This window comes from Nocardioides mangrovi (assembly GCF_020073815.1).
Classification (GTDB): Bacteria; Actinomycetota; Actinomycetes; order Propionibacteriales; family Nocardioidaceae; genus Nocardioides; species Nocardioides mangrovi.
Genome location: NZ_JAIQZJ010000008.1, coordinates 243,585 through 255,568, shown reverse-complemented (window position 1 = coordinate 255,568; position 11,984 = coordinate 243,585). Strand labels below are relative to the sequence as shown.

Genomic DNA, 11,984 nt, shown 5'->3' with positions numbered 1-11,984 from the left:
CCAGATGACCACCGAGCGACAGTCACTCGCCTTCGACCACGTCGGTCTCAACGTCGCCGACCTCGAGGCGGCGACCGAGTGGTACTGCCGGACCTTCGCCCTGACGCCGGACAAGCCGTTCGCGATCCCGGGCACCGACCTGCGCGGCATCATGCTGCTGCACGAGCCGTCCGGGTTCCGGATCGAACTGATCAACCGACCGAACGCGAAGCCGGGCATGCTGCCGACCAGCGCCGAGGACGCAGCCCTGACGCTGGGGTACGGGCACATCTGCCTGCGCGTAGTCGACGTCCGCCAGGAGTACACCCGGTTGCTCGAAGCCGGCTGCAGCAGCCGCAAGGAGCCGATGTCCTCACCGCGCCCCGGCGCGGTCGTCTCGTTCGTCGCCGATCCGTGGGGCAACCTCATCGAGGTCATCAACCGCGACTGACGCGCCCACCCGACCCCGCCCCGAGGAGCGAGATGAGCACCGACCAGGTGAGGACCCGCGTCGCCTCCGGCGCCCTGCTGGGAGCGAGCGCGGGTGGGGTGGCCGCCTTCCGCGGGATCCCGTACGCCGCCCCGCCCGTCGGGCCGCTGCGCTGGCGTCCACCGGCGCCGCCCGCGGCGTGGGACGGCGATCGCCCCGCGCTGCAGCCCGGACCTGCGCCGGTGCAGCCGCAGCCGCCGCGCAACAGCATCATGTGGCACACCAACTTCGCCGACTCCCGAGCTCTGGTCATGAGCGAGGACTGCCTCTACCTCAATGTCTGGAGCCCTGATCCCGGGGGTGGCGGACTCCCGGTGCTCGTCTTCCTCCAGGGCGGAGGCAACCGGTTCGGCCACGGCGGGCAGGAGATCCACGACGGTGCGTCGATGGCCCGTCGCGGCGTGGTCGTCGTGACGCTCACCCTGAGGGTCGGCGCCCTCGGCTACCTGGCCCACCCCGAGCTGGCCGCGGAGGACGAGCACGGAGCCTCCGGCAACTACGGGCCGCTCGACGTGCTCGCCGCCCTCCGCTGGGTGCGCGAGAACATCGCGGCCTTCGGGGGCGATCCCGATCGCGTCACCCTGGCCGGCAACTCGGCCGGCGCGGCGATCGTCAACCACCTGATGGCCGCCCCCGCGGCCCGGGGGCTCTTCCGGGCGGCCCTGGGCCAGAGCTCGGCCGGCATCCACCGGGGCGAGGGCGCGATGGCCACCCAGGAGGAGGCCCAGCAGGAGGGCGTACGGGCGCTCGGCCCGCTCGGCGCCGTACCGCTCGAGCAGCTCCGTCGCCTGCCCCCGGTGTCCCTCCTCCTCGACGCACACCTCGGCGTCGTGCTCGACGGCCGCCTGCTAACCACCGACACGACCGAGGTCTTCGAGGCGGGGCATCAGGCCGCGGTGCCCCTGCTGGTGGGCTGGAACTCCGACGAGGGCGCGCTCTACACCCCGGCCGGGGCCGCCGACGCGCTGCGCGAGCGGGTGACGTCCGGGCCGCACGCCCGCGTGCTGGCCCCCCACTACCCGGTCGGCCCCGCCGAGATCGCCGCCTCAGCCCGCGCCTTCACCAGCGAGACCCGCTTCGGCGGGCCGGTGTGGCGGTGGGCGCGCACCCACGTCGACACGTCCGGCGCGCCGACCTGGGTCTACCGCTTCGACCACGCGCCGCCGCTGCCTCCCGACCTCGACCTGGCGCCGCCCCCGGACGGCGGGACCGGCTACGGGGTCTTCCACACCGCCGAGCTCCCCTACACCGGCGACAACCTCGACTGTCGACGGTGGCCGTGGACGGAGGCGGACCGCGAGCTCGCCCGGGTCACGGCCGACACCTGGGCGCGCTTCGTGACCGACCTCGACCCGAACGGCGGCGCGCTCCCCGCGTGGCCCGGCTTCGACACCACTCCCGAGGCCCGAGCCCTGGTGCTCGGAACCCGGCTCCGGGTCGAGCCCGTCCCCCGCGTCGCAGCCCTCGAGGCGCTCGCCACGCTCCCGAGACCGCTCTGAGCACCGGCTCGGCGGCGCCGGGGGCCGCGGTCGGATCCGCCGCCGAGCGCAGGCTCGGGCTTCGCCTCGTCCTGCTGCTCGGTGGGCTGGCGACGGTCTCTCCGTTCGCGACCGACATGTACCTGCCCGCACTCCCGGAGATCGCCGACGAGCTCGGCGTCGGGCAGTCCACGGTGCAGGCGACGCTGACCGCCTACCTCGTGCCGCTCGCGCTCGGCCAGCTCCTGGCCGGCTCCGTGGCCGACGCGCGCGGCCGCCGACCGGTGGTCGTCGTCGGCTCGCTCCTGCTGGTCCAGGGCAGCGTGGTCTGTGCGACCGCGCCCGGGGTCGCCGTGCTCTGCGCCGGGCGCGTGCTCCAGGGGCTGGGCGGTGCGGCCGCGATGGTCGCGGGACGCGCCATGGTCGCCGACCTGCTCGAGGGTCGCCGGGCGGCGCGCGCCTTCATCGCGATCGGCACCGTGGCCGCACTGGGGCCGGTGCTCGCACCGACCCTGGGTGCCTGGCTGGCCGGTCTGGCGGGCTGGCGCTCGATCTTCTGGGCGATCGCCGCCACCCAGGTCGTGCTGACGGCGATGGCCCTCAGCGCCGCGGAGACCCTCCCGGTGGCGGACCGCGAGCCGGGGGCGCTGCGCCGCCTCGGCCCGCGGATCCGGACACTGGCCGGGCTGCCGGCCTACCGCTGGCAGGTGCTCGTCTCGGTCTCGTCCTTCACCGGCCTGTTCGCCTACATCTCAGCCGCGCCGTTCGTGGCCGACGAGATCGGGCTGAGCACCCGCGACTTCACCACGCTGTTCGCCGTGAACGGGCTCGGCATGCTGGCCTTCTCCGCCCTCAGCTCGGCGGTGGTGGTCCGACTCGGCCGCCGTCGGCTGATCGCGACCGGCCTGTGGACGACGCTGGCCGGGGCCGGCTGCCTGGCCATCGCCGCGTGCGGCACGGGCGAGGTTCCCCTGGTCCTCGCGGGCTTCTTCCTCGTGTGCTGCGCCAAGGGCTCGGTCGGCGGCGCCTCGCTCAGCCTGGCCGCCTCGGCCAGCCCGGACGCACCGGCCGTCGCCCTCGCGGCGGTGGGGTCCGTGCAGTTCCTCGCCGCCGGCGCGGCGGCGGTCGCCACCGGGGTCAGCCCCGGACACAGCCTGGTGCCGGTGACCGTCACGATCGCGGCGGCCGGGCTGCTGGCGCTGGCCGCGCACCGCCGGGCGGCTAGACCGTGACCGCTGCGGCCAGCTCGGCCAGCTCGGCGTCACTGAGCAGGGCGCCCGTGCGGGACATCCGCTCACGTGCCGCGACGAGCACCGCGTCCACCTGGGCGTGGTCGACCTCGATGCCCAGCGCGGACAGCTTGTCCAGCAGCGTGTAGGGGCCGCTGAACGGAGTGAAGGGCACCGCGCGCTCGTTGCCGACGAGGGTCGGCTCGAGGCAGTTGTGCAGCAGCGGGTCGACGGCGACCTCCTGGGTGATGATGTCCATCCCACCCCAGTTGAACGCCTTGGTCCCCGTGACGGGGTGGTTCCAGGCCACCGCGTAGCCGGTCAGCTCCTCGCCCGCCCGCGCCAGCCCCGTCAGCTCCTCGGTCCTGATGCCGGTGTCCACGCCGTAGAGCACCTCGAAGGCCGCCGTCGTCGCGGCCAGGTCGGCGTTTCCGGGGCCCCCGCAGTAGCCGTTGACCGAGAGCTCGACGACACCGGCGCCGGCCCGGGCCGCCGCGACGGCGCACGCCACGGCCAGGCCGAAGGTGTTGTGCGGGTGCAGCCCGATCTCGACGCCGGGCGCCAGCTCGCGCACCTGGCCCACCAACGCGGCGTACGCCTCCGGACCGACGGCACCGGGGCCGTCGAAGAGAGTGAGCTCGGTCGCCCCGGCGCCGGCGAGCGCCGCCACGGTCTCGGTCAGCAGCTCCTCGGTCAGGTAGGAGACCATCAGCATCGGCGTGGCGGCGAGCAGGCCGCGCCCTCGCGCGTGCTCGACCAGCCGGGCCGCGGTGTCGAGCACCGCGCGTCGGGGCTGCACCGGCATGGTCCGGCGCCAGTCCTCCCCCGCCCAAGCGGTGTCGTAGATCCGCTTGTAGATCTGCGCCGTCTCCCCGAATCCCTGGACCCAGACCTGGACCCCGTCGAAGCCCGCGGCGGAGACGCGGTCGATGTCGGCCTCGGAGAAGACCAGCGGGCAGATCACCCGGCACTCCGGGTTGGTCTCCTTGACCGTGTCGACCTCGCGACGCAGGGCCTCGTCGCTCCGCCCGGCGGCGCCGGCACCGACCACCTCGGCGACGCCGGCCCGCACCAAGCGACGCAGGTACGCCGCCTTGGCGTCGTCGGTCGCGACCACGCCCGGCATCGTCTCGATCGAGCGCAGCGTGGAGTCGCGGAACCGGATCGCCTCCGGCATCTGCCCGGTCACCCCCCGGTCGCGGTTGAGCGGACTCACCGACCAACGGCCCGGCTCGTAGGCGCCCGGCGAGCGGCGCGCGGCGATCTCGCTCCGGAACAGCTCGACCTCCTCGGTCGTGAAGACGGGGGGCTTGTCCACGCTGCTGGTTCCTCTCTCCGGGGCCGATGACCCATCCGATCATCGCGATCGGTGTCGACACTATCCCGGCCACTCTCCCGGCACTAGTCGTGATGCGCCGCAGAACTCGACAATGTGTCGACACTACGGTAGAAAGTTCCTTCAACGAAGGGAGACAACGTGGCTCGGGTTCCCGCAGCTCACCCCGACGGCGAGGTCGCCGAGCGGATCCGCCAGCGCCGCCCCGGGGGCACGCTCCGTCCCATCGACGAGGTGCTGCTCCACAGCCCCCGCGTCGCCGACGGCTGGAACACGCTGCTCGGCACGCTGCGCGGCGGCACCGGGCTGCGCGCGGACCTGCGGGAGCTGGTCGTCCTCCGCATCGCGGTCCTCAACGACGCCCCGTACGAGTGGTCCTCGCACGAGGCGGACGCCGTCCGCGCCGGACTCACCACGTCCCACCTCCAGGCGCTGCGCGACCTGCCGACCGGGGCGGATCCCGAGGCGCACCCGGCAGCGGGCCCCCTCGACGCGCTGCAGCGCCAGGTGCTGCGCCTGACCGACACCATGACCCGCGAGGTCGCGGTGCCCCAGGCCCTGTTCGACGCGATCGCGGGCGTGCTGCCGACGGCGGAGCTGGTCGAGCTGGTGGTGACCGTCGCGGCGTACAACATGGTCAGCCGACTGGTCGTCACCATGCAGGTCGAGGCGCCGGCGGTGGCCCGATGACCGGGCGACCCGGCGGGCGGCTGGAGGGGAAGGTCGCCCTGGTCACCGGCGCCGGCAGCGTCGGCCCCGGTTGGGGGAACGGCCGCGCGATGGCGGTCATCTTCGCCCAGGAGGGCGCTTCGGTGTTCCTGGTCGACCGCGACGAGGAGTCGGTGGAGGTCACCGCGAAGCAGGTCCGGGAGGCGGGCGGCACGGTCGTCACCCGCGTCGGCGACGTCACCGACCCCGCTTCGGTGGAGGCGTTCGTCGACGGGTGCGCCGCAGAGCTGGGCGGCCTCGACGTGCTGGTGAACAACGTCGGTGGATCACGGGCCGGCGGGGTGGAGCAGCTCAGCCTCGAGGCCTGGAACGACCAGCTCCAAGTCAACCTGACCAGCGTCTTCCTCGGCTGCAAGTACGCCGTGCCCCACATGCGCGCCGCCGGCGGTGGCTCGATCATCAACGTCTCCTCCGCCTCGGGGCTGCGCTACACCGGCGCCGCCCAGGTCGGCTACGCCTCGGCCAAGGCCGCCATCATCCAGCTCTCGCGCGTGACGGCCGTCCAGTACGCCGCCGAGCGGATCCGCGTGAACACCGTGGTCCCCGGGCAGCTGCACACGCCGATGGTCGAGGCTCGGCTCGCCGGGCAGCGCGCCGGGGGTGACGTCGCGAAGCTGCTCGAGCAGCGCCAGGCCCGCATCCCCATCGGCTTCATGGGCGACGGGCGCGACACGGCGTACGCCGCGCTGTTCTTCGCCAGCGAGGAGTCGCGCTTCGTGACCGGCGCCGAGATCGTCGTCGACGGGGGGATGACGGTGCGCTGTGACTAGGATCCTGCCCGTCTCCCCGGCGCCGGCCCTGGACCCGGTGGCCCCGAGCCCGGGAAACCCCGGGCCGCACCCCTCCCCCCGCCGCCCGCACCTGGTGCTCCCGCCCGGCAGCACCGACTCGCACTGCCACGTCTTCGGGCCGCACGAGGTCTTCCCCTACTCGCCCGATCGCACGTTCACACCGGTCGACGCACCCCGCCAGCAGGTCGCGGAGCTCCAGACGTTCCTCGGCCTCGAGCGTGCGGTGATCGTGCAGTCGTCGTGCCACGGGACCGATCACAGCGCCCTGCTCGACGCGCTCCGCGCGGATCCGGAGCGGCGCCGCGGGGTCGCGATCCTGGGCCCCGAGGTCACCGCGGCCGAGCTCGAGGAGCTCGACCGGTCAGGGGTGTGCGGAGCCCGGCTGCACTTCATGCCCCACCTCGGCGACGATCCGCTCCCCGACGAGCAGCAGTCCGTGCTCGCCGCCGTCGCCGACCTCGGCTGGCACGCCGAGATCCATGTCCAGGGCTCGGGGATCGTCGACCAGGAGTCGATGATCTCCGCCGTCCCCGGACCGGTCGTGATCGACCACATGGCCCGCGTCGACCTGACCGAGGGCCTCGACGGGCAGCCGGTGCGGTCGCTCACGAACCTGCTCGAGCGCGGGAACGTCTGGGTGAAGGTGAGCGGCATCGACCGGCTCTCGCGCACCGGCCCGCCGTACGCCGACGCCGTGGCGCTGGCGGCACTCCTGGTCGCGCGTTTCCCCGAGCGCGTGGTGTGGGGGACCGACTACCCCCACACCAACATCGAGGGCGACGCCCCCGACGACGGCCTGCTGGTCGACCTGCTCGCCCGGATCGCGCCGACGGACGCGGCCCTGGAGCGGCTGATGGTGACCAACCCGGCCGAGCTGTTCGGCTTCTGACCGAGCCGCGCCACACCCGATCGTGGCGGCATCCTTCCGGGTTCTGTCGACAGTTTCCGCCCGTCGATCGCACTCGCATCGGAAATCCGCCGGCCTGCATTGCCGTTCTGTCGACACTCGCCTACTCTGGCACGTGTGAAGTCGACCACCGCAGAACTCACTGACATCCTGCTGCGCCGCGGGGAGCCGGCCTACGAGGACGCCCGCCTCGACGCGATCTGGAACGGACGCACGACGCGACGCGAACCCGCGGCCATCGTACGGGCGCGCAGCGTCGAGGACGTCCAGGCCGCGGTGCGGCTCGCCGCTCGCGAGGGGCTCCAGGTCGGGATCCGCTCCGGCGGCCACAGCTTCGTCGCGAGCGGGCTGCGGCAGGACGCGCTGCTGCTCGATCTCTCGGCGCTGGACTCCCTCCAGATCGACGCCGACCGGGGGGTCGCCCGGGTCCAGCCCGGCGTCCGGGCGGGCGCCGCCAACGCGGCCCTCGACGCGCGCGGGCTGACCTTTCCCGTCGGTCACTACCCGACCGTCGGGCTCGGCGGATTCCTCATCGGCGGCGGCTACGGCTGGAACTCCCGCAAGCTCGGCCCGGCGGCGCTCAGCATCGTCGCCGTGGACGTCGTCCTCGCCGACGGCTCGCTGGTCCACGCCGACGACGAGACGCACCCCGACCTGATGTGGGCCGTCCGCGGCGCCGGTCCCGGCTTCTTCGGCGTCGTGGTCTGCTACCACCTGCGGACCTACCCGGCGTACACGCAGGTGCTGCGCAGCAGCATGGTCTACCCCGAGACCATGCGGGACGAGGTGCTCGCGTGGTCCTACGAGGCGCTCCCCGAGACCTCGCGCTCGCTCGAGATCGCCGGCAAGGTCGGCTGGTCCACGGAGTACGACCGCCCGACCACCAGCCTCATCGGTGTCGGCTTCTGCCAGGACGAGACGGCCGACGAGATCTACGAGGTCTTCGAGTCCGCACCCTTCCGCAAGCACGCGCTCGCGGTCGTCGATCGAGCACCGTCGAGCATCGCTCAGCTCCACGCCGTGGCGGAGGTCGGCATGCCCCAGGGCAACCGCTACGCGCTGGACGGCGTGTGGACGAGCGCGCCGATCGACCGCATCCTCGCCGCCGGTGGAGGGACGATGTCGAGCATCCCCACGCCCTCGAGCTTCCTCTTCTGGATGCTCTGGGGTGGATACCCCATCCGTGACGATGCCTGCTGGTCGACGCAGGGCACGCTGTACTTCTCCCCCAATGCGGTCTGGACGGACCCGGCCGACGACCTCCGGCTCGAGAGCTGGGCGCACTCGTCGCTGGACGCCTTCGCCGACATCGACGAGGGTGCCCAGTTCTCCGACGCCAATCCGGCCGACCGGCCGGCCAAGGGTCTCGAGCCGGCGCAGGCGGCTCGGCTCGAGGACCTGCGCGAGACCTACGACCCCGATCGCCGGTTCGTCTCCTACCTGCAGCCGCACGAGTCCACGACCGCGCTCGGAGATCACCTGCGGTCCCGGTGACCCTGTTCCGCGTACGGCGCGGCCGGGTCACCCTCCCGACCCACCAGGTGGCCGTCTGGGAGGCCGGATCGGGCCCACCCGTCGTCCTCGTGCACGCAGCCTGGGGAAGCGGCGAGCTCTGGGAGCCTCAGATGCAGTCCGTGGCCGCCGCCGGCCTCCGCGTGGTGGCGTGGTCCCGTCGCGGACACCGCGGCTCCGACCCCGGGCCGGCCGACGACGCGGGGACCATGACGGGAGACCTGGTCGCCGTCCTCGACGCGCTGGGGCTCGCACAGGTCCATCTCGTCGGCACGGCGATCGGCGGATTCGCTGCGGCGGCCGCGGCGATCCAGCACCCGGAGCGACTCCTGAGCGTGACCCTGGCGGCCAGCCTGTGCGGGGTGAACGACCCTGACTTCGTCGCCGAGACGGCCAGGCTGGTTCCTTCCGAGCTCGAGGCACTCCCACCCGAGCTGCGCGAGCTGTCCGCCGCCTACCGGTACGCCCACCCCGCGGGCGCCGCCCGCTGGTCGATGCTGACCGGGCGCGCGGTCGAGCGGCGCGTGCTGCAGCCGCCGGGGGTCGAGGTCACCCGCGCGCGGCTGGCCGCCGTCCGCGTCCCCGCGCTCTTCGTCGCTGGCGAGGCCGATCACTACATGCCGCCGGCCCGGATGGCCGCACTGGCCGACGGCGTGCCCGATGCTCGGCTCGTGGTCGTCCCGGCCGCCGGTCACTCCCCGGCCTGGGAGAACCCGGCCGCGTTCGACCGGGCGCTCCTCGACCACGTGCGTGCGCATGCCTGACCCGGTGCGCCGTGTCCATGCCGGCCTCGTCCTCGTCCTGGGCGAGCCGGCCGCGCTCCCACCACGACCGGGCGAGGCCCGGTGGCAGGCGCTGGACGGGCGGCCGCCGACCTGGCTGACGACGTACGACGTCCCGGACGTGGCCGCCGCGCGCGACCATGCTCGCGCCGTCGCTCGGGCGACCCTCGAGGTCCGCACCTACGAGCAGCTGGACGAGCACACCCGGGCCGGCCGGCCGGATGCAGAGCGCCCACCGCTGCTGCTCACCGTCTCCGTCGAGGTGCCACCGGAGCTCGAGGACGAGCTCCACCGATGGTACGTCGAGCGGCACATCCCCCTGTTGCACCGGGTGGACGGCTGGTGGCGGACACGGCGCTACCGGCTGGTCGACGGCCCGGGGCCGCGTTGGCTGGCCGTGCACGAGATCGCCGGCCAGCACGTCTTCGACGACCCCGAGTACGCCGCGGCCGTCACCCCGGACCGACGCGACCAGATCATGGCGGGCGTGACGCGGCGCGAGCGTCGGCTCTTCGCGGCACCTGGACGTCCGCCGGCGCCGCGCGATCCCGCGAAGGGTCAGTAGTACCAGGGGTACGGCGACCAGTCGGGCTCGCGCTTCTCGAGGAACTGGTCGCGGCCCTCCTGGGCCTCGTCGGTCATGTAGGCGAGGCGGGTGGTCTCGCCGGCGAAGAGCTGCTGGCCGACGAGGCCGTCGTCGATCGCGTTGAAGGAGTACTTCAGCATCCGCTGGGCCGTCGGGGACTTGCCGTTGATCAGACGACCCCACTCCAGGGCGACCTTCTCCAGCTCGGCGTGCGGGACCGCACGGTTGACGTTGCCCATCCGGACGCCGTCCTCGGCGGAGTACTCCTGGCCGAGGAAGAAGATCTCGCGGGCGTACTTCTGGCCCACCTGACGGGCGAGGTACGCCGAGCCGAAGCCGCCGTCAAAGGAGCCGACGTCGGCGTCGGTCTGCTTGAAGCGGGCCTCCTCGGCGGAGGCGAGGGTCAGGTCGCAGACGGCGTGCAGGGAGTGGCCGCCGCCGGCGGTCCAGCCGGGGACGACGCAGATGACGACCTTCGGCATGAAGCGGATCAGCCGCTGCACCTCGAGGATGTGCAGCCGCGCGAGCCGCGCCTTGTCGATCGGGCTCGGCTCCTCGCGACCGGTGTCGTCACTGCCGGCCGAGCCGTCCTCGTACTGGTAGCCGGCCCGGCCACGGATGCGCTGGTCGCCACCGCTGCAGAAGGCCCACTTGCCGTTCTTGGCGCTCGGCCCGTTGCCGGTGAGCAGCACGCAGCCGACGTCGGCAGTGACCCGTGCGTGCTCGAGCACCCGCAGCAGCTCGTCGACGGTGTGCGGCCGGAAGGCGTTGAGGATGTCCGGCCGGTCGAAGGCGACCCGGACAGTGCCGTGGTCCTTCGCGCGGTGGTAGGTCAGGTCGGTGAGGTCCTCGAAGCCGGGGACCGCGTCCCACGCGGCCGGGTCGAAGATCTCCGAGACTCCCTCGATCGCACTCATGCGCCGAGATTAGACGTAGCGGCCGCGGCCACGATCAGCACCGCCGCGACCGCGTACGGCGAGACACCGCCCGCCACCAGCGAGCCGGCGAGCGCGGTGCCGATCGCAGTGGCGAGGTTGCTCGCGGTGTTGACCAGGGTCGAGGCCTCGGTGTGCTCGCTCGGCGGGGTGAGAGCGTCGGCGGCCTGGTAGGCGGAGACGTACGTCGGGGCGAACGCGATCCCTCCGAGCGCCAGCGCCACGCCCGCCGCGGCGAACGGCAGCGCGGCGGCCAGCGCGAGTAGCCCCGCGAGCCCGACCAGCAGCAACGAGACGCGGGGCGGGCGACGCAGTCGCGCCCAGAGGAGACCGCCGGCGACCGAGCCCGCCGCGATCCCCGCCTCGACGACGCCCGCCCAGCCGGGGTGACCGAGTCGGTCCGCCGCGGCCGCGACGCCCGTGTAGACGAGCGCCGTGCCGGCTCCGAATGGACCCATCGACACCAGGAGCCGCGGCATCCCGGGGCGACGGACCGGTCCGAGCCCGAGCAGGGGTCCGGGCTCCTCAGCGCGCGCGACGGCCGCCGGCGAGGCGACCAGCCCGACGGTGCCGGTGGCGGCGAGCGCGGCGACCAGGACGAGACCCCACCGGGCCGGCCCGGTCGCGAGGACGACCGAGGCCACGATCGGCCCCATCAGGTAGAGGCTCTCCTCGCCGACCGAGTCGACGGCGTACGCCGCCCGCCGCTGGGCGACGTCCTCGGCGAACCAGCGCCACTGGGCGCGCATCGATGGGCCGAGTGCCGGCGCGGTCACCCCGAGCGCGAGCGCGAGGACGCACCACACGGCGGGTCTCGACGTGCCGGCCGCCGAGAGGAGGACGGCGGCCGCGAGCAGGACCACCCAGGTCGTGGTGACCAGCGGCAGGACGCGGCGCTGGCCCCAGCGGTCGAGCACCCGAGCCTGGACCGGCAGGGCCAGGGTGGCGAGGCCGAGCACGGCGGCGGCGAGGGTGGCGGCCGGGAAGGACCCGGTCGCCTGACGGACGGTGAAGAGGAAGCAGAGCGGGAGCACGCCGTAGGCCGACCGGCCGACGAGGGCGCACGCGAAGGTGCGCCGTACCGCCGGGCGGGCGAGCAGCGGGCTCCCGGCACGGGTGCCGGGCATGGGAGATCTCCGTGAGGGTCGAGGGAGGGACAGGGCGAGCGAGCGGCGCCTGTCAGTCACGGAGGTGATGCATGGGCCCATCGTAGGGGAATGTCGCGGGCCC

At 73.7% G+C, this 11,984-nt stretch carries 12 protein-coding genes; 9 read left to right on the top strand and 3 right to left on the bottom strand.

Annotated elements, in window-relative coordinates:
- The first annotated feature begins 4 nt into the window (after positions 1-4).
- The 3 genes from K8U61_RS15290 to K8U61_RS15280 are packed head-to-tail and all read left to right on the top strand — an operon-like array spanning position 5 to position 3,179.
- On the top strand, positions 5-430 hold the full coding sequence (locus K8U61_RS15290) for a VOC family protein (RefSeq protein ID WP_224123902.1): 426 nt from the start codon (positions 5-7) through the stop codon (positions 428-430).
- 32 nt (positions 431-462) lie between these two features.
- Positions 463-1,968, top strand: coding sequence for a carboxylesterase/lipase family protein (locus tag K8U61_RS15285; RefSeq protein ID WP_224123901.1), 1,506 nt, complete (start codon positions 463-465; stop codon positions 1,966-1,968).
- Positions 1,965-3,179 carry a Bcr/CflA family efflux MFS transporter gene (locus tag K8U61_RS15280; protein ID WP_224123945.1) on the top strand — a complete coding sequence of 405 codons (1,215 nt, stop codon included), beginning with the start codon at positions 1,965-1,967 and terminating at the stop codon, positions 3,177-3,179. The genes K8U61_RS15285 and K8U61_RS15280 overlap by 4 nt, the downstream gene beginning before the upstream one ends.
- Here the strand turns inward: K8U61_RS15280 and K8U61_RS25520 are convergent.
- A complete protein-coding gene (locus K8U61_RS25520; protein ID WP_224123900.1) occupies positions 3,169-4,494 on the bottom strand; it encodes a hydroxymethylglutaryl-CoA lyase-like TIM-barrel protein in 1,326 nt (441 codons plus the stop codon). The genes K8U61_RS15280 and K8U61_RS25520 overlap by 11 nt on opposite strands.
- A 159-nt stretch (positions 4,495-4,653) precedes the next feature.
- Between K8U61_RS25520 and K8U61_RS15270 the strand changes: the two genes are divergently transcribed.
- The 6 genes from K8U61_RS15270 (at position 4,654) to K8U61_RS15245 (ending at position 9,798) form a co-directional block, all read left to right on the top strand.
- Entirely contained in the window at positions 4,654-5,202 is a 549-nt protein-coding gene (locus K8U61_RS15270) for a carboxymuconolactone decarboxylase family protein (RefSeq protein ID WP_224123899.1), read from the top strand.
- Complete coding sequence (locus tag K8U61_RS15265) at positions 5,199-6,011, top strand: SDR family NAD(P)-dependent oxidoreductase (RefSeq protein ID WP_224123898.1); 813 nt, start codon at positions 5,199-5,201, stop codon at positions 6,009-6,011. Before K8U61_RS15270 ends, K8U61_RS15265 begins: the two co-directional genes overlap by 4 nt.
- Entirely contained in the window at positions 6,004-6,921 is a 918-nt protein-coding gene (locus K8U61_RS15260; protein WP_224123897.1) for an amidohydrolase family protein, read from the top strand. Before K8U61_RS15265 ends, K8U61_RS15260 begins: the two co-directional genes overlap by 8 nt.
- A 135-nt stretch (positions 6,922-7,056) precedes the next feature.
- Positions 7,057-8,433 carry an FAD-binding oxidoreductase gene (locus K8U61_RS15255; RefSeq protein WP_224123896.1) on the top strand — a complete coding sequence of 459 codons (1,377 nt, stop codon included), beginning with the start codon at positions 7,057-7,059 and terminating at the stop codon, positions 8,431-8,433.
- Positions 8,430-9,215, top strand: coding sequence for an alpha/beta fold hydrolase (locus K8U61_RS15250; protein WP_224123895.1), 786 nt, complete (start codon positions 8,430-8,432; stop codon positions 9,213-9,215). The genes K8U61_RS15255 and K8U61_RS15250 overlap by 4 nt, the downstream gene beginning before the upstream one ends.
- A complete protein-coding gene (locus K8U61_RS15245) occupies positions 9,208-9,798 on the top strand; it encodes a hypothetical protein (protein ID WP_224123894.1) in 591 nt (196 codons plus the stop codon). The genes K8U61_RS15250 and K8U61_RS15245 overlap by 8 nt, the downstream gene beginning before the upstream one ends.
- On the opposite strand, the gene K8U61_RS15240 is transcribed toward K8U61_RS15245, so the two are convergent.
- Positions 9,792-10,736 carry a 1,4-dihydroxy-2-naphthoyl-CoA synthase gene (locus tag K8U61_RS15240; RefSeq protein WP_224123893.1) on the bottom strand — a complete coding sequence of 315 codons (945 nt, stop codon included), beginning with the start codon at positions 10,734-10,736 and terminating at the stop codon, positions 9,792-9,794. The genes K8U61_RS15245 and K8U61_RS15240 overlap by 7 nt on opposite strands.
- Positions 10,733-11,881 (bottom strand): MFS transporter, encoded by a 1,149-nt coding sequence (locus K8U61_RS15235; protein WP_224123892.1) that lies wholly within the window; start codon positions 11,879-11,881, stop codon positions 10,733-10,735. Before K8U61_RS15235 ends, K8U61_RS15240 begins: the two co-directional genes overlap by 4 nt.
- Between the last annotated feature and the right edge of the window lie 103 nt (positions 11,882-11,984).

Excerpts from the sequence above, each read along its gene's own strand:
- K8U61_RS15290 (WP_224123902.1), top strand. The coding sequence starts at position 5 with ATGACCACCGAGCGACAGTCACTCGCCTTCGACCACGTCGGTCTCAAC.
- K8U61_RS15285 (WP_224123901.1), top strand. The coding sequence starts at position 463 with ATGAGCACCGACCAGGTGAGGACCCGCGTCGCCTCCGGCGCCCTGCTG.
- K8U61_RS15265 (WP_224123898.1), top strand. The coding sequence starts at position 5,199 with ATGACCGGGCGACCCGGCGGGCGGCTGGAGGGGAAGGTCGCCCTGGTC.
- K8U61_RS15245 (WP_224123894.1), top strand. The coding sequence starts at position 9,208 with ATGCCTGACCCGGTGCGCCGTGTCCATGCCGGCCTCGTCCTCGTCCTG.
- K8U61_RS15240 (WP_224123893.1), bottom strand. The coding sequence starts at position 10,736 with ATGAGTGCGATCGAGGGAGTCTCGGAGATCTTCGACCCGGCCGCGTGG.
- K8U61_RS15235 (WP_224123892.1), bottom strand. The coding sequence starts at position 11,881 with ATGCCCGGCACCCGTGCCGGGAGCCCGCTGCTCGCCCGCCCGGCGGTA.